Origin of the sequence: Acinetobacter sp. 1130196, from assembly GCF_000588095.1 — a bacterium.
GTDB lineage: Bacteria > Pseudomonadota > Gammaproteobacteria > Pseudomonadales > Moraxellaceae > Acinetobacter > Acinetobacter nosocomialis.
The window spans coordinates 64,207-82,646 of the sequence record NZ_JFWX01000011.1 but is presented as its reverse complement, the minus strand read 5'-3'; the positions used below and the strand labels follow the sequence as shown (position 1 = coordinate 82,646).

At 40.5% G+C, this 18,440-nt stretch carries 16 protein-coding genes; 12 read left to right on the top strand and 4 right to left on the bottom strand.

Going from position 1 to position 18,440, the window contains the following annotated elements; all coding sequences use genetic code 11:
* The first annotated feature begins 59 nt into the window (after positions 1-59).
* The 8 genes from dxs to J671_RS11970 all read left to right on the top strand — a co-directional run bounded on the left by dxs (position 60) and on the right by J671_RS11970 (position 8,825).
* Complete coding sequence (dxs, locus tag J671_RS12010; protein ID WP_031982350.1) at positions 60-1,964, top strand: 1-deoxy-D-xylulose-5-phosphate synthase; 1,905 nt, start codon at positions 60-62, stop codon at positions 1,962-1,964.
* Between the two features lie 121 nt (positions 1,965-2,085).
* Positions 2,086-2,916, top strand: a complete 831-nt coding sequence (locus tag J671_RS12005) for an inositol monophosphatase family protein (RefSeq protein ID WP_002052337.1) — start codon at positions 2,086-2,088, stop codon at positions 2,914-2,916.
* A 410-nt stretch (positions 2,917-3,326) separates the two neighbouring features.
* Entirely contained in the window at positions 3,327-5,180 is a 1,854-nt protein-coding gene (locus J671_RS12000) for a DEAD/DEAH box helicase (protein WP_016804170.1), read from the top strand.
* A gap of 403 nt (positions 5,181-5,583) precedes the next feature.
* Entirely contained in the window at positions 5,584-6,402 is an 819-nt protein-coding gene (locus J671_RS11990; protein WP_004711782.1) for an ABC transporter ATP-binding protein, read from the top strand.
* Complete coding sequence (mlaE, locus tag J671_RS11985) at positions 6,399-7,175, top strand: lipid asymmetry maintenance ABC transporter permease subunit MlaE (protein WP_001091949.1); 777 nt, start codon at positions 6,399-6,401, stop codon at positions 7,173-7,175. Before J671_RS11990 ends, mlaE begins: the two co-directional genes overlap by 4 nt.
* Entirely contained in the window at positions 7,175-7,858 is a 684-nt protein-coding gene (locus J671_RS11980; protein ID WP_002049738.1) for an outer membrane lipid asymmetry maintenance protein MlaD, read from the top strand. The genes mlaE and J671_RS11980 overlap by 1 nt, the downstream gene beginning before the upstream one ends.
* 26 nt (positions 7,859-7,884) lie before the next feature.
* Positions 7,885-8,526 carry an MlaC/ttg2D family ABC transporter substrate-binding protein gene (locus J671_RS11975; protein WP_002049753.1) on the top strand — a complete coding sequence of 214 codons (642 nt, stop codon included), beginning with the start codon at positions 7,885-7,887 and terminating at the stop codon, positions 8,524-8,526.
* 11 nt (positions 8,527-8,537) lie between these two features.
* The gene (locus tag J671_RS11970; protein WP_000250997.1) at positions 8,538-8,825 is read left to right on the top strand and encodes an STAS domain-containing protein; all 288 of its coding nucleotides are present in this window, start codon (positions 8,538-8,540) and stop codon (positions 8,823-8,825) included.
* 74 nt (positions 8,826-8,899) lie between these two features.
* Here the strand turns inward: J671_RS11970 and J671_RS11965 are convergent, their stop codons facing one another.
* Positions 8,900-9,913: a CorA family divalent cation transporter gene (locus J671_RS11965; RefSeq protein WP_002049699.1), complete on the bottom strand. Its 1,014-nt coding sequence runs from the start codon at positions 9,911-9,913 to the stop codon at positions 8,900-8,902.
* A 157-nt stretch (positions 9,914-10,070) separates the two neighbouring features.
* Here J671_RS11965 and J671_RS11960 point away from each other — a divergent pair, with 157 nt between their 5' ends.
* Positions 10,071-10,652: a TIGR00730 family Rossman fold protein gene (locus J671_RS11960; protein ID WP_002049746.1), complete on the top strand. Its 582-nt coding sequence runs from the start codon at positions 10,071-10,073 to the stop codon at positions 10,650-10,652.
* Between the two features lie 14 nt (positions 10,653-10,666).
* Positions 10,667-11,068 (top strand): NUDIX hydrolase, encoded by a 402-nt coding sequence (locus tag J671_RS11955; protein WP_004884602.1) that lies wholly within the window; start codon positions 10,667-10,669, stop codon positions 11,066-11,068.
* Positions 11,069-11,070: 2 nt separating this feature from the next.
* Here the strand turns inward: J671_RS11955 and J671_RS11950 are convergent, their stop codons facing one another.
* Together J671_RS11950 and recG are read right to left on the bottom strand one after the other, a co-directional pair.
* Positions 11,071-11,706 (bottom strand): ComF family protein, encoded by a 636-nt coding sequence (locus J671_RS11950; RefSeq protein WP_031982346.1) that lies wholly within the window; start codon positions 11,704-11,706, stop codon positions 11,071-11,073.
* Positions 11,699-13,744 (bottom strand): ATP-dependent DNA helicase RecG, encoded by a 2,046-nt coding sequence (recG, locus tag J671_RS11945; protein WP_031982344.1) that lies wholly within the window; start codon positions 13,742-13,744, stop codon positions 11,699-11,701. The genes J671_RS11950 and recG overlap by 8 nt, the downstream gene beginning before the upstream one ends.
* A gap of 20 nt (positions 13,745-13,764) precedes the next feature.
* On the opposite strand from recG, the gene J671_RS11940 reads away from it, so the two are divergent.
* Positions 13,765-14,580 carry an NAD(P)H-binding protein gene (locus J671_RS11940; RefSeq protein ID WP_006582598.1) on the top strand — a complete coding sequence of 272 codons (816 nt, stop codon included), beginning with the start codon at positions 13,765-13,767 and terminating at the stop codon, positions 14,578-14,580.
* 79 nt (positions 14,581-14,659) lie between these two features.
* Positions 14,660-15,646: a putative multidrug efflux protein AdeT2 gene (gene adeT2 / locus J671_RS11935; RefSeq protein WP_004711792.1), complete on the top strand. Its 987-nt coding sequence runs from the start codon at positions 14,660-14,662 to the stop codon at positions 15,644-15,646.
* Positions 15,647-15,688: 42 nt separating this feature from the next.
* Here the strand turns inward: adeT2 and plsB are convergent, their stop codons facing one another.
* Positions 15,689-18,262: a glycerol-3-phosphate 1-O-acyltransferase PlsB gene (gene plsB, locus J671_RS11930; RefSeq protein WP_004711794.1), complete on the bottom strand. Its 2,574-nt coding sequence runs from the start codon at positions 18,260-18,262 to the stop codon at positions 15,689-15,691.
* Between the last annotated feature and the right edge of the window lie 178 nt (positions 18,263-18,440).

The following is an 18,440-nucleotide window of genomic DNA, read 5'->3' as shown; positions in this document are numbered from 1 at the left end:
TGATCGACCCATTTTGACCCAGCTTAGGATTTGCCAGGCTTATAAAGGCTTTGCCACATATGTTGTATACCGAAATTCCAACTCAACGCCCTGTTACGCCATTGTTAGATGCAATTGATCATCCTCAACAATTACGTCAGCTCGAGCATAGCCAACTGGTTCAAGTGGCTGATGAGTTGCGTCAATATATTTTATATGCAGCAGGCCAGAGTGGTGGCCATTTCGGTGCTAACCTCGGCGTGGTTGAGCTGACGGTTGCGCTGCATTATTGTTTTAATACACCAAATGACCGGTTAGTTTGGGATGTAGGACATCAAGCATATCCACATAAAATCCTGACTGGTCGCCGTGAACAAATTACAACTATCCGTTCAAAAAATGGATTAGCAGCTTTCCCTGCCAGAGAAGAATCAGTTTTTGATACCTTTGGGGTAGGGCATTCGTCAACAGCGATTTCAGCTGGCCTAGGTATGTCACTTGCACGCCGTTATCAAAATGACCCATGTGAAGTTGTTTGTATTGTAGGTGATGGTGCAATGACTGCAGGCATGGCATTTGAGGCTATGAATGATGCGGTTGCACATGATGCTGACTTGATTGTTGTACTCAATGACAATGACATGTCCATTTCTTGCAGTACTGGTGGCTTCGCTAAGCATTTAGCTGCAATTTGGGAAAAAGGTCATTTAGTCAATGTAAATGAACATGGTGAAGCTTATATCCAGCCACATCCAAAATGGACCTATAACTCTCGATTACACCAATCGGCAACCGATGCTGCAGATAACCTATTTAAAGCAATTGGTTTTGATTATTTTGGACCATTTGATGGGCACGATGTCAATCAGTTGGTTCAAGTGTTCAATGCGCTTAAAAAGCGTAAAGGTCCACGTTTAGTTCACGTTTATACTAAAAAAGGCAAAGGCTTTGCTCCTGCTGAAGCTGACCCGATTACTTACCATGCGATTAGTAAAATTAATGCCACTTCAGGCGGGAAAGCCCCACCAAAGTATTCGGATGTTTTTGGTGAATGGTTATGCGATGAAGCTGCTCAAGATGAGCGGTTGCTTGCGATCACGCCTGCTATGTGTGAAGGCTCGGGCATGGTTAAGTTTGCCAAGCAATTCCCACAACGTTTCTTTGATGTCGCAATTGCAGAGCAGCACGCCGTAACACTTGCAGCTGGTATGGCTTGCGAAGGGCTAAAACCTGTTGTTGCAATTTATTCGACATTCTTGCAGCGTGGTTATGATCAACTTATTCATGATGTTGCATTGCAAAACCTTGATGTAACTTTCGGTATCGATCGTGCCGGTCTAGTCGGTGAAGATGGCCCAACACACGCAGGCGCATATGACTATGCCTATATGCGTACTGTACCGAATATGGTGATTATGGCACCAAAAGACGAAAATGAATGCCGTCAAATGCTTCATACAGCCTATGCCTATAATGGTCCTGCCGCAGTACGTTACCCACGTGGTGCAGGTGTTGGTGTTGAAATTCAAAAAGAAATGACTGTTCTTGAATTAGGTAAAGCTGAAATTGTTGCAGAAATTAAACCAATTAGTGATGAGCAAATTACAGTTCTAGCATTTGGTAGCCGTGTCATGGTTGCTATAGAAGCTGCCGAGCAACTTGCACAAAAACACGATGTTGGTGTGCGTGTTGTAAATATGCGCTTTGTAAAACCGCTTGATGAGCAAATGATTCGAGACTTGGCTGAACATACTCATTTATTCGTGACAGTTGAAGAACATGCGATTATGGGCGGCGCGGGTAGTGCAGTGAATGAGTTTATGGCACAAGAGCAAATTGTTAAACCTATCATTAACTTAGGTTTGCCAGACTCATTCTTGCATCAGGCTTCACATAATCAAATGCTGCAAGATTGTGGTTTAGATGCGAAAGGTATTTTGAACTCAATTGAGAGAGCTTGGCTTAAGCAAAATCAGGTCGTTTAATCCGTTAATAAAATTTTTGAAACATTTTTTCCCATAAAGCGCATTCATTTGCTAAAATGTATGCGCTTTTATGCATTATTCTTTGTCAAAATCTTCAAATTTGTATTGTAGTGGGTGTTCAATGGAACCTATGGTGGTGATGGCTGCGCGTGCGGCTCAAACAGTTGGTCAAGAGCTTTTAAAAGCGCATCAAAATCGTCATAAACTCGATTTGCAAGTTGAAGAAAAAGGCATTGATGGTCCTGTAACACGTGTAGATCGTTATTTAGAACAATTAACGATTGATACATTACGTAAAAGTTATAAAAACCATAGCTTCTTAGGTGAAGAGTTCGGTTTGCAAGAAGGCAAAGGCCATGATGCAGACTGGTGCTGGGTCATTGACCCACTTGATGGCACGCAAAACTTTATTAATGGTTTCCCTCATTTCTGTATTTCTATTGCAGTTCAACACAAAGGTGTTACTCAGCACGGCGTAATTTATGACCCTGTACGTGACGAATTGTTCTCTGCAAGTCGCGGTCGTGGTGCGGTGATGAACCAACGCCGTATTCGTGTAAATGTAAAAGATAGCTTAGAAAATACGTTCTTGGCAGTAGGCCATCCTTATCGTGCTAAACGTGCTGGTGAAATCGTATCTTATGCAGAGCAGCACTTTGCTTCATTATTAGCTGTTACTCAAGCGGGTGCTCAAATCCGTCGTGGTGGTTCAGCTGCTCTAGATTTAGCTTATGTTGCTGCTGGTCGTTTCGATGGTTTCTTTGAACTTGGTTTAAAACCATGGGATATCGCTGCTGGTGAACTTATTATTAAAGAAGCAGGCGGTGTAGTGGTTGATGCTCGTGGTGGAAATGATTCACTTGAAAATGGTCAAGTGCTTGCTTGTTCACTTAAAATGCTAAAACCATTAATGCAAACAGTAGTTCCTGCTTGGGATAAAGCTGCAAAATAATTGAGAAACGCTTTGTGAGTTAAAACCCTCTTTTTATAGAGGGTTTTAATTTTTTAATGATCGGTAAAATAGAAATAATAATAGAAATAACGATAAAGTTGATTAAAACACATGACTTTTAAATTCTTTCTGCTATAATCCGCCCACGCACTTAAATTTCCGTTCATTACCTGAACATTCTGTTCTATTCATTGTAAGCGCACGCTGTCCATAGAGAGGACCATTTCTTGCGCCCCGATCGCTCAGCGATTCTTCAGGTTCGGCCGTAATCAAGCGTGCGTTTAATCCACATCGTCGTTACTCGGATTGCCGCTGAATAATAAGGTTCAGCTAATTTTGCTTTGCCGCTTTGTGCCGATGTCTATTTTGTACTTATTAAAAATGGAGCACCCATTAGGGTGAAACTCTCTATGAGCAAAACTTTTGCCGAATTTTCTTTGCATGAAACCTTACAACAAGCGCTTGAAGGTTTAGGTTTTACTACCCCGACTCCTGTGCAAGAACAATCTATTCCTGCAGCTTTAGAAGGTAAAGACCTTTTAGTTTCTAGCCAGACTGGTTCTGGTAAAACTGCTGCATTCTTGTTGCCGACATTAAATAACTTGGCAGGTCAAGAAACTTTCGTTCCGTTCAAAGAACGCATGAAAGCTGTAACTCAACCAAATATTTTGGTAATTTCTCCTACTCGTGAATTAGCACAACAAGTAAGCCAAGATGCAATCGCATTTGTACGTCACATGAAAGGTGTTCGTATTGCTGCCATTATGGGTGGTATGCCGTTTGCTAAACAAATTCAACAGTTAAAAGGCGCGCAAGTTGTTGTTGCAACTCCAGGTCGTTTACTTGACTTGGTAAACCGTCGTCAAATTAAATTAGATCAAGTAGATGCTTTAATCGTTGATGAAGCGGACCGTATGCTTGACCTAGGTTTCTCTGAAGACTTAGAGGCAATCAGCGAATTAGCGGCTAACCGTAAACAAACATTAATGTTCTCTGCAACATTTGCTGATCGTATTATTCGTCTTGCAGCATGCATGATGAAAGATCCAATGCGTATTGCAATTGAAACAGGTCATTCAACCAATACAGATATTACGCAAACATTGCATTGGACTGATGGTTTTGAGCATAAGAAAAAATTACTTACACATTGGTTAAGTGATGAAAACTTAGATCAAGCTGTAGTTTTTGCAAGCACTCAAGAAGACACTGATATGTTGGCTGAAGAGCTTGCTGAAGCAGGTCATTCAGTTGTTGCACTTCACGGTGCAATGCCACAAACAGTTCGTAACCGTCGTTTACGTAGTATCCGTGAAGGTCGTGCAAAAATCTTAGTTGCAACTGACGTTGCTGCTCGTGGTCTTGACGTTCCAACAATTTCACACGTAATTAACTTCGGCTTACCGATGAAGCATGAAGACTACGTACACCGTATTGGTCGTACAGGTCGTGCGGGTCGTACAGGTCAGGCAATTACTTTAGCGACTTATCGTGAGCGCGGTAAGATTCGTGCACTTGAAGAATATTTAGAAGCACGTTTAAGTGTTTCTGAAATTGAAGGTTTAGAGCCATCTCCACCTCCTGCTCGTTCAGGTCGTGATGGCGGTGGTCGCGGTCGTGGCGGCAACGGTGGTCGTGATGGTCGTCGTGGTGGCGGTTTCGGCGGTGGTCGTCGTTTTGAAGGCGAAAGTAACTTCAAACGCCGTGAAGGTGGTCGTGATGACCGTCCGCGTCGTAGCTTTGATGATAAACCACGTGGTGATCGCCCATTCGGTGGTGAAGATCGTCCGCGTCGCGAGTTCAACTCTGACCGTCCACGTCGTGAAGGTGGTTTTGAAGATCGTCCAAAACGTAGCTTCGGTGGTGAAGATCGTCCGCGTCGTGAGTTCAACTCTGACCGTCCACGTCGTGAAGGTGGTTTTGAAGATCGTCCAAAACGTAGCTTTGGTGGTGAAGATCGTCCACGTCGTGAGTTCAACTCTGATCGCCCTCGTCGTGAAGGTGGTTTTAACGATAAGCCTCGTTTTGATTCAAATGATGACAACCGTGGTAATCGCGTAGATTATAAACCTCGTCGTGAAAACGGTTTTGGTGACCGTCCACAACGTAGTTTTGGTGGCGAAGATCGTCCACGTCGTGAAGGTGGTTTCGGTGATCGTCCAAAACGTAGTTTTGGTGGTGAAGACCGTCCACGTCGCGCAGTTCGTGAAGAACATTTTAATCAAGAATCTCGTGGTGAACGTCGTCGTAAATTCGACCGTTAATCTTAAAAAGATTTAAAAAAAGGCCAGTTAACATACTGGCCTTTTTTATTTTTCAGTTTTGTTATAAAATAACAAAGTGTGAAATAGTTCAACATTTATTGTAATAATGTGTAAAAGTAAGCGAAAAGAGACTCCTTTGGCATGGTTGAGTAAATTATTACTTCAACATGGTTTGCCATACCTTTTTATTGCACTCGCTTTGTGTAATGGAATCTATTTTGCCTATGCTTTATTAACTGGCCATTTCGTAGATCAGTTTCAAGTTCTCAATCAGTAAATTTCTTTTCAAAATCTAGCTCATATTGATGAATGAGCTTGTTTCGCTTTTGTCAAAATTACAACAAGATTCTCAAAATTCAATGTTATAGTATGCGGGCATAAAAGTGCAGGAATGATTGCCATTATGAATAATAAAACTCCTCTCTCGACTCAGTCACTCATTGAAGTGAAAAATTTGAGTTTTAATCGAGGGGAACGCGTCATTTATGACAATATTAGTTTAAATATACGTCGAGGCCAGATTACGGCCATCATGGGACCATCTGGTACAGGTAAAACGACTTTATTACGTCTGATTGGTGGGCAGCTTGTTCCCGATCATGGTGAAGTTTTGCTTGATGGTAAAGATATTGCTCAAATGTCACGTCAGGAATTGTTTGCAGCGCGTGCACGTATGGGAATGCTATTCCAAAGTGGTGCTTTATTTACCGATATGTCGGTGTATGAAAATGTCGCTTTTCCAATTCGTGCGCATACTAAGCTTTCTGAAAATCTGATTGCTGAACTGGTCGCTTTAAAGCTTGAGTCTGTTGGCCTGCGTGGAACAGAACAGCTTATGCCTACTGAGCTATCGGGTGGTATGAATCGACGAGTTGCTTTAGCTCGTGCAATTGCGCTTGATCCAGATTTAATTATGTATGACGAACCTTTTGCAGGGCAGGACCCGATTGTAAAAGGTGTTTTAACACGTCTCATACGCTCATTACGAGAAGCTTTGGATTTAACCACCATTATTGTTTCGCATGATGTTCCTGAAACCCTATCTATTGCCGATTACATTTATGTTGTGGCAGAAGGAAAAATTCAAGGGGAAGGAACACCAGAAGAATTGCAAAAATATGCTTCTCCATTTGTAAAACAGTTCTTAACTGGTTCTGCAGAAGGTCCGGTTGAGTACCAGTTTAGCCACCAAGCTTATTTAGATAACGAGGTTCGTCCATGAATACGATTGCCTGGTTAGGTAGACTCGTTATTGAGCGGATTCGAGGGATTGGTGTTGCGGCACTGATGCTCTTACAAATTATTTTTTCATTACCTTCAGCAGGCGGTTTTGGACGTTTCGTCTATCAAATGCATCGTGTAGGGGTAATGTCTTTACTTATTATCACGGTATCAGGTTTATTTATTGGTCTGGTACTCGGATTGCAAGGCTACTCAATATTGGTCAATGTTGGTAGTGAATCAATGCTAGGCACTATGGTGTCTTTAACCTTACTGCGTGAGCTTGCACCAGTTGTTGCTGCTTTACTATTTGCTGGACGAGCAGGTTCTGCATTAACTGCTGAAATTGGTTCAATGAAACAAAGTGAACAGCTTGCCAGTATGGAAATGATTGGTGTTGACCCTTTAAAGCAAATCGTATCACCACGTCTTTGGGCTGGCATAGTCAGTTTGCCAATGTTAACTGTTATCTTTGCTGCGATTGGTATCGTTGGCGGTAAATTGGTTGGTGTTGACTTTCTTGGCGTTGATGAAGGCTCCTTCTGGAGTGGTATGCAAAATAATGTTCAATTTGGCCATGACGTTGTAAATGGCATCATTAAGAGCATTGTATTTGCTTTACTTTGTACATGGATTGCTGTTTTCCAAGGGTATGCATGTGATCCAACACCTGAAGGCATTGCAACGGCAATGACCCGAACGGTTGTATATTCTTCATTATGTGTTTTAGGTTTTGATTTCGTGTTGACTGCGGTCATGTTCGGAGGGATTTAATGAAATCACGTACTAGTGAGCTGGCCGTAGGTATCTTTGTCATTATCTTCGGTATTGCTTTATTCTTTTTAGCGATGAAAGTAAGTGGTTTGGTAGGTACAAACTTGAGCGAAGGTTACACCATGAAAGCTCAGTTTGATAATGTTAACGGACTTAAACCACGTGCTAAAGTAACGATGAGCGGTGTAACAATTGGTCGTGTTGATTCAATCACGCTTGATCCGGTTACACGTTTAGCTACAGTAACTTTTGATCTTGATGGAAAACTGACAAGTTTTAATGCTGAACAGTTAAAAGAAGTTCAAAAAAATGCTTTAGACGAATTACGTTATAGTTCTGATTATACGCAAGCGACTCCAGCGCAACAAAAAACAATGGAACAGCAACTGATCAGTAACATGTCATCCATCACCAGTATTGATGAAGATGCTTATATAATGGTTGCAACCAATGGTTTATTGGGTGAGAAATATTTAAAAATCGTACCGGGTGGTGGTCTTAACTACCTTAAACGTGGCGATACAATTTCTAATACCCAAGGAACGATGGATTTAGAAGATTTAATTAGTAAATTTATTACTGGTGGTGGCGCAGGTAAAGTTGCCGCTGGTTCATCATCCTCAGCAGAAGAAAAAGCTCCTGCAAGTACTGACAGCAGCGCACAGCCGTCATTTGTTGAGTAAGAGATTATTTGAAGGAGTGGTTCCAGGTGAATAAGTTGTTTAAACAAACCCTGACAGCAAGTGTTTTGTCTACTATGATTGCTGGTACAGCTTTTGCTGCACCTTCAGAAGCACCACCTGATTTTATTAAGCGTGTTGCTGATGGTTTGATTGCTCGTTTAAAAACAGATCATGCCAAGTTGCAAAACAACCCTGCTTTAGTTAAATCAATCATACGTCAAAATTTAGATCCGTATGTTGACTCACAAGCGTTCACTCGTATTGTGATGGGTACTTATGCGACAAACCAGTATAGTACGGCTGCACAGCGTGCTCAGTTTGAAACAAACTTCCGTAATACATTAATTGAGAATTACGGTAGTGCATTTGCTAAGTATACAAACCAGACTTACACCATGCGTCCTTATAAAGCGACTGCAGGCAAAAACCCTGTTGTAACTTTAGACTTCAACCACAATGGCGATAAAATTCCTGTGTCGTTCCAGTTGGCTGACAAAGGTTCGCAGTGGAAAATCCGTAACATCAATGTTTCTGGTATTGATTTAGGATTACAGTTCCGCAACCAGTTTGCTGCAACTGTTAAGCGTAATGGTGGCGATTTAAATAAAGCAATTGCTACGTTCCAACCTGATGCAGATGCTGCTGTTAATCAGAACAAACAAAAATAAGTAGGTGAAGAGTGGTTCAGTATCTTAACCAAGAGTTAGTTGTTTCAGGCAAAATCGATTTTGAAAATGCTGAACAACAATATCAAGCTGGATTGGCAATTATTAAAAAGCAGACTAGCTTTCCTCTAATTGTTGATTTAAAACAGCTTGAGCATGGTAATACGTTAGCATTGGCGGTGTTAGTTCAATGGTTACGTCAGACGCCACAGAAGTCTGGATTACATTTTAAAAATGTTCCAGAGAAGATGCTGAAAATCATTCAAGCTTGCCATTTGCAAGAAGATCTACATTTGGTCTGATTATGCAAAGATAAAAAAAGCACCTAAATTTAGGTGCTTTTTTTATATAAAGGATTGGTGAATATGGACAGGCTTTAAATCCACTTTTTCCAGCGGAAATAAATGATAGGGCCAATAAAAAAGCCAATAATGATTAATAAGACTGCGATAAAACTACTTTTACCATGAGCAAAAGGCAATACTTCGGTGTTCATACCATAGATACTCGCGATCAGCATTGGTGGCGCTAACATACTTGGTAAAATCGAGAATCGACGAATCGTATCGTTTTGCTCAGTGTTAATGAACCCAGACGTTGTATCAAGCAAGAATCGTACTTTTTGGAATAAGAAAGCATCATGTTCTACAAGTGAACGAACGTCTTCACTGAGCTCTCGGATATCTGCATCGTAGATATGACTGCCTAAAGCACGTGGACGAGATAAAAACGTTAAGACTCTTCGTAAATCAATTAAACACAGTTGAGCTTTTCCAAGCATGTCTTCTTGTTGAGCCAAGCGGGTAATCATGTCATCAAGGTCTAAAATCTTCTCACGTTGATGGTTGTTGAGCACCTCAGTAGAGTATTTTTCTAGATCCTTGTGGATATCTTCTAAGATATCCGCAAGCTCATCCAGTTTTGCTTCAAGCAAGCCTAATAAAATCCAAGTTGGATCTTTGTAATCCATTTCATAGTCATTACGACGAGCTCGCGCACGAAATGCACGAAATGCAACTAGCTTCTCACCACGCAAAGTAAATAAGCGATCTTTATGTAAAATAAATGCTACGGTTTGCACCATGGCAAGCATATGGGATGAATCTTCCGCATCTCCATCAACCTGATAATTTTTATTTTTCGTTAAAAAATAGGTGCTGATATGCAAAATGCCGTCATCATCACGGTAGAATCGAGCAGAAGATGAAATGTCTTCTAGCGACTTTAGTGTGGGTAAGTTCTGATCGTAGGCATCTAAGACCCATTGTTGTTCTTCTTGAGAGGGTGCAATTAGATCAAGCCATACTAATTCGGGATGTAGATCAAATCCACCGTTGATGGTGGCATCTTCCAGACTTCCGCGTTCTGTGGCATAAAAGGCTTCAAGCATGTGTCTTTTTTCCTCACGCAGTCTGATGGAAATTGATGGGTGTATTTTAGACAAGGATTTGCCGAAAAACACTTGCCAATACGCTATTTTGCAAAAAAAAACTCTGTCGATAGTCTAGTTTGTCAGCATGACAGTTCAATAAAACGGTTTTTATACTATGAATTCAATTTGTATTTTCTGTGGTTCATCTTTAGGTTCAGACCCAATCTTTCAACAAATTGCTCAATTAACCGGTCAAACTATTGCTAAACAAGGTAAAACTCTTGTTTATGGTGGTGGACGTTCGGGTTTAATGGGCGTTGTCGCTGATAGTGCTTTACAAGCCGGTGGACAAGTCATTGGCGTCATTCCTCGTGCTTTAGTCGATCGCGAGTTAGCTCATCCCGGGCTGACAAGACTATATGTCGTCGAGAATATGCATGAGCGTAAGACCAAAATGGCAGATCTATCGGACGGTTTTATTGCTTTACCAGGTGGGGCAGGTACATTGGAAGAAATCTTTGAACAATGGACATGGGCACAATTAGGTATTCATCAAAAGCCGTGTGCTTTTCTAAATGTAGCGGGCTTTTATGAAGATTTGCTTAAAATGGTTCAAGGAACTGTAGATAAAGGTTTTAGCCAAGCAAGGTTTGCCGACAAATTGATCGCTTCGGATAAAATTGAGGATATTCTTCAGCAATTTGAACAATATCAGCCGCCTGCTCCGAAATGGACAAATGCGGATGTTCAACCATAAATGAGGTTAGATAGGTGAAAACAATTACGGTCGCCGCTGCGGTGATCTTAAATGAACAAAATGAATTATTGCTTGTTAGAAAGCGTAATACACAGGCTTTTATGCAAGTAGGCGGTAAACTGGAGCCGAATGAGGCTCCGGAAACTGCTATACAACGTGAAATCTTGGAAGAAATAGGTAGCTCGTGTGTAATAGAGCGGTTTATAGGCCGTTTTGAGACAGCAGCAGCCAATGAACCAGATCATACGCTGATTAGTCATTTATATTTAGTTCGTTTGAAACAGTCTCCACAAATTGCAGCCGAGATTGCTGAAATGAAGTGGATAAAATTTAATGATTCCGAGACAAAACTTGCGCCATTAACCAAAGAAATTGTAATTCCATGGTGTGAGCAGAACTTATCTACAACTCTATAATTTTAATATGATGTAGATGAGGCAGCAGCTAGGCAACTTGCATAAATAGATGTGCACCCTAGCTGTTTTAGTGCCTGACTTAAAGCGTGAATTGAACTTCCTGTTGTGATTACATCATCAATAATCAGCACACGACGGTAACGCCGTTTTTCTTGAGTCATCGCAACAAATTGCTGTTCAATATTTTCAAATCTTTCGAGGCGAGACAATCCTTTTTGAGAGCGTTCATTTAGGCGCTGCACAGGCTGCCAAACAGGTATTTTTAATTGTTTACTTAAAAGTTTGGCGAGTAATAAGGATTGATTAAAACCACGTTCAGTTAAGCGTTGTTTAGAAATAGGCATAGGTACTATGGCTTGTACCTTAGGAAATTTTATTTGCTGTAAGACCTCGGCAAGTAAGGTTTGATAGTGTAATTTTTGTTCATATTTGAACTGCTGAATTATGCGATTAATTGGATATGCGTAGTGGCAAGCCACAAGAACAGATTGATCATTGCGCTGAACTGTTTGCTTAAGCCACGGTAGTTGTTCCCAACATTCTTTACAAAGTGAATATTTTTCCCGTGTTCCTATTTCACATAATAGGCAAGGGGACAATAACTGAAAAAGATATTGAGGGTTGAACAACTTAAACATAAGCGTATCGAGGTGCTTCAGGCAGCCACCGTTTCAAGAGGGCGTCAGCTTGCTCAGGGTAATCTTTTAGAACTTGTTGTGCAACGTAATGCGCTTGAGTCAGTAAATGATCATCTCGTTCTAAACGTGCGACACGGAAGCCCATATCACCTGTCTGTTTTGTTCCTAATAATTCACCCGGACCTCGTAATTCAAGGTCTTTTTCAGCAATGACAAAGCCGTCGTTACTTTCTCTTAAGATTGACAGTCTTTCTTGCCCATTTTGTGAAAGAGGGGGTTTATAGAGAAGAACACAAAAACTAGCCTTTGCACCTCGTCCGACACGACCTCGTAATTGGTGTAGTTGTGAAAGACCTAAGCGTTCAGCATTTTCAATGACCATAATTGATGCATTAGGTACATCTACCCCAACTTCAATAACAGTTGTCGCAATTAGCAGTTGTAGTTCATTGTTTTTAAATGCTTGCATGACAGATTGCTTTTCATCAGCTTTCATTTTGCCATGAACCAAACCAATATTAAGTTCAGGAAAGCGCTCTTTCATTTCTTGATAAGTGGCTTCGGCAGCTTGAGCATCTAAAGTTTCGGACTGTTCAACCAGAGTACATACCCAGTAGGCTTGTTTACCTTCTCGGCAATTTGTAGCAATTCGATTTAGCACTTCTTCACGACGATCTAGCGGAATTGTGACGGTCTGAATTGGAGTTCGGCCTGGCGGCAATTCGTCAATAATCGATGTATCCAAATCGCCATAAGCACTCATTGCTAATGTTCTAGGAATTGGCGTTGCAGTCATGACGAGTTGATGTGGTGTGAGTTGTTCTGCGCCTTTGTTGCGTAAAGCCAATCGTTGATCCACCCCAAAGCGGTGCTGCTCATCAATAATCACGAGTCCTAATTTGGCAAACTCAACATTATCTTGAAACAAAGCATGCGTACCTACAATAAGCTCGGCATGGCCCTCTTTGATTTGTTGTTCAGCTTGTGTTCGTGCTTTACCTTTTTGTTTGCCTGACAGCCAAGCTACTGTAATACCTAAAGGTTCAAACCAGCGCTTAAAATTTAAATAATGCTGCTCTGCTAAAATTTCGGTAGGTGCCATTAAGGCAACTTGCCAATCTGCTTCTAAGGCGTGACATGCCGCAACTGCCGCAACTAAAGTTTTACCTGCACCTACATCACCTTGTACCAAGCGTAACATCGGTTGGTGTTGTTTTAAGTCGCTTAAAATTTCTTTTGATACACGCTTTTGTGCGTTGGTCATTTGAAAGGGAAGAGCTTCTAACAGTTTTTTTGCAAGTACTTTACTACTCGGAAAAGCAGGTGAGGCAATTTGACGAATATAAGCACGTCGCGTGAGAAGGCTAATTTGATGTGCGACCAACTCTTCAAAAATAAGGCGTTGCTGAGCAGGATGAGACCCTTGGGCCAATTGAATCATATTGGCATCGACAGGTGGCTCATGAATGTAATGTAGGGCTTCTTTGAGTGCGTATCCATTTGTATATTGTTTAGGAAGCAGCTCAGGTAGAGCATCACTATGATGCTTCAACGCTTGTTTAACATATTCACGTAACTTAGGTTGCGTTAAACCATCAGTACTTGGGTAAATTGCCGTGAGCTGCGTTTTGGGTAGAGGCGTATGCTCATTAATGAGCTGAATTTCTGGATGATAAAGCTCAAGTCCTCGTGCACCTACGCGAACTTCACCAAAAATACGTAAACGATGGCCTGGTTTTATTTTGTCGGTTAAATTTTTATAAATATGATAAAAGCGTAAAGTCACCTTACCAAATTCATCTTGTATTAATGCGGCCATAGATTTACGTTTACCTGGAGGGAAATCAACAGATTTGACTTCACCCTCGAGTAAATAACTACGACCAACCACCAATTGATTCATAGGAATAATGGTACTGCGATCTTCATAATCACGGGGCAGATGAAACAGTAAATCATCTGTGGTAAAAATATTTAGTTTTTCGAGTAGGGCTGCTGAAGCCGATCCAACGCCTTGTAACTGATGGACTGAAGTCATGTCCCCTCAACGAGTTCTCTATGCATATATTATTTATCGGTTATGGTAAAACATCTCAGCGTGTTGCTAAACAACTATTTGAGACAGGACATCAAATTACCACAATCAGCCGTAGCGAAAAAACAGATCCTTACGGGAAACACCTCGTACAGGATATTTTTACACTTGATTTAAGTGAAATTGCGCCTGTAGATGTAGTGTATATTTTACTTTCTCCAGACGATAGTACAGTTCAAGGTTATCAACATACTTACGTTGATAGTATTGAACCTATTCGTCAGGCGTTAAAATTACATCCAGTCAAAAGACTCATTGTCGTGTCATCTACACGTGTATATGGTGAAAACTCTGGTGAAACTATTAATGATGATAGTGAGATTCACCCGAATGATGCTCAAGGACATATCCTGCATAATATGGAATTGCTTTGGCAGAAATACTTTCCAGCTCAGTGCGTGATTGTACGTCCTACAGGGATTTATGGTACTTCGATTGACCGATTAAAACGCATGGCTGAAAACACACAGACCTATCCAAATATTCACTATAGTAATCGTATTCATATTGATGATTTGGCAAGATTTTTAGCATTTTTAGCCGATTTTGAAAAACCGCATAAGAGTTATCTTGTTGCAAATAATGCTCCTGTACCTTTACATGAAGTTTTACTGTGGTTCCAAAGTCAGTTGGATTTACCACTTCTTACTTTAGATTCAGCTCATGTTTCAGGTAAAAAAATATATGCGAAACATTTATTTGAAACAGGTTTTCAGCTTGAGCACCCAATTTGCTTTAATGACTATTTATTATGTTTAAATGCTCATGGTACAAATTAAAATTTAGACTAAACTTTAAATAACAATAGAAATACCAGAAGAGGCAATCAAATTGCCGATAAAGAAAAAAAGGTTGCAAGTGAAGAAATTTTGTTTAGCTCTTATTTTGAGCGTAATGTCAGTTGCGAGTTGGGCTCAAGATCAGGTGTGGTGTACATATGATCCTATGGGTACCCAAGGGGATATAACGCGTCGTTTAAACGACATTCGGTTATATGCTCAGCAATATCAAGTCAAGTTCAAGGTCGTCAGTTATCAAAAAGAGCAGCAAGCTATACAAGCTTTTGATGAGGGGAAATGTTCGGGGCTAGCAGCAAGTAACTTTAATACTTATCAGTACAATCATTTTATGGGGAGCAGTTCGGGTATCGGTCTTATACCTAATAACCGAACTGCCCGAAATTTATTGCAGCTTTTAAACCATCCTACAATTGAGAAAAAACTTATTAATCAAGACTATGAAGTGGTCGGTATGATTCCAGTAGGAACAGCTTACATGGTCATGAAAAACAAAAAAATATCAAAAGTTGCACAGCTTAGAGGCCAGCGAGTCGGAGTCTTGGCTAATAATCCGCCACAGCAGGCTTTGGTGAGAAGTGTAGGGGCGCAGCCAGTCTATGTTGACTTATCCAATGCAATTGCCCAGTTCCAGCAAAATAAAATCGATATTATGCCTGCACCGATTTATGGTCTTTTACCTTATAACTTACAGAAAGATTTTGGGCCAGACACTCAGGTGATTAATTTTCCATTGGCTTATTTTGGGGTAAATCTAATTATTAAACCTCAAGCTTATCCTGCCAATTTTGGACGAAAAATTCGGGCTTGGTTTGTGCAAAATAGTCAATTACTAACGAATAGAGCAATGCAGTGGGAAAATCATTTACCTGCCTATTATTGGGTAGATGTTTCTTTTTACGAAAAGCAGAGCTATGACATTATGGTGGCCAAAATACGGAATCAATATGTTCGCTCTGGATATTATGATGCATACTTTGTTGAGCTAATGAAACGCTTACGTTGTATCGATGATCCACGTTACTTTGAATGTTCTATGCGTCGATAAAATAAAAGGCAACCTGAGTTGCCTTTTATTTTGACTAAAATTTTAAGATTTCTTACGTTTTAAACGGCGTTTAGCTTGTTGAGAAGCCATTGCTTCAAGGGCTTCTTTTAACTCTTCATCAGTAAAGGTGGTGATGTGTTGCAACATCTGTAACGTTACTTCATCAAGTACTAACTGTGCGCCTGCTGCCATTTGACGGAAATTATCATCAAACTCGATTTGGCCTTGGTCATTCGTTCGAATGTAATTTTGTTGAGTTAAGACTTTGATAAAGCTTTGGAACAATGCTTTGTCAAAGAACTCTGGAGAATTAAACTCGTAAAGTACAGACAAACGTTGGCCTAACAAATGACTTAGCTCTTCAACTTGTTTTGTTGAAATATTGCCTGAACCACGCTGTGTGATTAAAGCTAACGTCATGTAATAACGCTCAAGACTTTGTTTAACAGGTGTTGCCAATACAACAAGCTGATTGTGCTCTTCAGTATTTGGTGCAGAGCTAATCAAGTTACCTTCATCATCTTGCTCAATAAGTTTTGATTGAACTAATGCATCTGCATATTGTTCAATCTGTTCTTTAAGTTCACTACTTTTCCATTTAAGGAATAGTTCAGCTTTTAAGAACGGGTAAAGTGTATAGATGACATTACTTAAATCAGTACGACTGATTTTTCCGTTATGCTCAACAAGAGATGCAACCAATGAAGGTAAAACGAAAGCATGTAAAATGTTATTACGGAAATAAGTGAGGAGAACGGCTTGGTTATCTTCAATCGCAATAATGTCACCAAGAGCATGCTGTACACGCTTAATGAGTTTAAGCTTTAAGCCGTAAGCAATAATTTCCTTACCAGATAAAGGCGTTACTTCTGTACGTGCATCATAAGGGAAATTTGATGCCAAATTGCGATAAGCTTCTAGCTGTTTAATGCAGATTTCTTCATCAAGCGTATGCTTTGGTGTTGCAAGTAAAATAATTGAAAGTAAAGAAACCGGGTTAATCACTACCGCACGGTTAATATTCTCTAAAATTGCATTTGCAGAGCTATTCACTGCTTCTGAAACAGCGGGTGGTACTGGGTCGTCATTCTTTTCAATGTAGACATTTTCTGCATTGTGCTGTTTAAGCAAGTCGTCTAGAAAAACAGGTTCACCAAAGTTAACGTGTACCTTACCGAAAATACGTTCAATTTTTCGAAGTGTTTTTAAAATACCAAAAATAGACTCAGCTTCTTTTGGCTTACCTTGCATTTCGCCTACATAGGTCGAACCCTCCATAAGACGTTCATAACCAATATAAGTTGGTACAAATACAATCGGCTTGGCACGGCCACGTAAATGGCTATGAACTGTCATTGCGAGCATGCCAGTTTTCGGTGGTAATAAACGACCTGTACGTGAACGTCCACCTTCAATAAAGTATTCAAGTGGTGTGTTACGAGAAAGAATACTATATAAATATTCTTTAAATACCGAAGTATAAAGGCCATTACCACGGAAAGAGCGGCGAATAAAGAAGGCACCGCCACCACGTAAAAGCTGACCAACGAAAGGTAAGTTTAAGTTGTCGCCCGCAGCAATATACGGAACCATCAAACCACGTTTATAGATCACATAAGACAGTAATAAGTAGTCAATATGGCTACGGTGACATGGTGTGTACACAATTTCATAGTCTTTTGCGAGCTCACGAACAGTGCTGAAGTTATGAACTTCTACCCCGTCATAAAGCTGAGTCCATAAGCGTGTTAATGCTAAATCTGCAAAACGAACTGCTGAGTGAGAATAGTCAGATACGATTTCGTTGACATAACCAATCGCACGGCGCTCTGCTTCAAGCATGCTGATTTTGCCACGAATACTTTCGCGTCGAATAGCTTCTTGAACATCACGAGACTTTAATACCGACTGCATGACATTGCGGCGATCTGATAAGTCAGGGCCTAAAACAACTTCACGTTGGCGGTCAAGGTAGTCATTTAAAGTGCTCACAATATAAGTCGCTGGTGAAAGGTTCGGATAATGCTGTTGAGCATATTCAACGAGGTCACGCAAAGACTGTGGTTCATGGAACTCTAAATAAGATTGACGACCATGTAAACCAATATTTACAAGCTGTTTAACGGTACTTGGTGTTGCCCATGTGTCTGAGAACAATAGCTTAAACCAAGAGTCTTCTTTATCTGGAGAGCGGCCCCATAAAACGGTTACTGGAACTAGTTCTATATCGAGCTCAGGATTTGCTTGTAAAACTTCAATCAGTTTAATTAAACGAGGTGGAAAAGCATGAGGAGGGGGATTTAATAGATTATTTTCATCATTATGTTGTAAAAATAAAACTGATGCTTTTTCCTGATGAGAACCGATGACTAACGGATCTAATGCAGGTTTTAAATTTAAACGGCGAGTTTCCCCATCCACCACTAACGCATTACTGCGAGAATGATTTTGCAAGACGTAGCACACTACCTTTTGGCGCTCAGTCTTTGCTTCAGTTTCCGATGTTTCTGATACTGGTTCAGTAGGAACTTCCCCAAGAACATGTGGTGTTACCACGAGGTCAAGTAGCTTACTTGAAAGCCGACGATACATTTGACCAAACCCACTCTTGGACATAAGAACTCCTACTTCTTAAAGACAAATCCCAGCACCAAATGCAGAGGGTAATTATTTTGAGGCATTTATTAAAAAAAACAATATGCTACTTTCTTATAAATTATAATGCTTTTGGCATTTTTTATCGTTAAAAATCGTATTTTTAGCTACTTTAAGGGTAATGTTCGTCAGAAGTTGA

Excerpts from the sequence above, each read along its gene's own strand:
- J671_RS11950 (WP_031982346.1), bottom strand. The coding sequence starts at position 11,706 with ATGTTTAAGTTGTTCAACCCTCAATATCTTTTTCAGTTATTGTCCCCT.
- mlaE (WP_001091949.1), top strand. The coding sequence starts at position 6,399 with ATGAATACGATTGCCTGGTTAGGTAGACTCGTTATTGAGCGGATTCGA.
- J671_RS12005 (WP_002052337.1), top strand. The coding sequence starts at position 2,086 with ATGGAACCTATGGTGGTGATGGCTGCGCGTGCGGCTCAAACAGTTGGT.
- J671_RS11940 (WP_006582598.1), top strand. The coding sequence starts at position 13,765 with ATGCATATATTATTTATCGGTTATGGTAAAACATCTCAGCGTGTTGCT.
- recG (WP_031982344.1), bottom strand. The coding sequence starts at position 13,744 with ATGACTTCAGTCCATCAGTTACAAGGCGTTGGATCGGCTTCAGCAGCC.
- J671_RS12000 (WP_016804170.1), top strand. The coding sequence starts at position 3,327 with ATGAGCAAAACTTTTGCCGAATTTTCTTTGCATGAAACCTTACAACAA.
- J671_RS11960 (WP_002049746.1), top strand. The coding sequence starts at position 10,071 with ATGAATTCAATTTGTATTTTCTGTGGTTCATCTTTAGGTTCAGACCCA.
- J671_RS11990 (WP_004711782.1), top strand. The coding sequence starts at position 5,584 with ATGAATAATAAAACTCCTCTCTCGACTCAGTCACTCATTGAAGTGAAA.
- plsB (WP_004711794.1), bottom strand. The coding sequence starts at position 18,262 with ATGTCCAAGAGTGGGTTTGGTCAAATGTATCGTCGGCTTTCAAGTAAG.
- J671_RS11980 (WP_002049738.1), top strand. The coding sequence starts at position 7,175 with ATGAAATCACGTACTAGTGAGCTGGCCGTAGGTATCTTTGTCATTATC.
- J671_RS11965 (WP_002049699.1), bottom strand. The coding sequence starts at position 9,913 with ATGCTTGAAGCCTTTTATGCCACAGAACGCGGAAGTCTGGAAGATGCC.
- dxs (WP_031982350.1), top strand. The coding sequence starts at position 60 with ATGTTGTATACCGAAATTCCAACTCAACGCCCTGTTACGCCATTGTTA.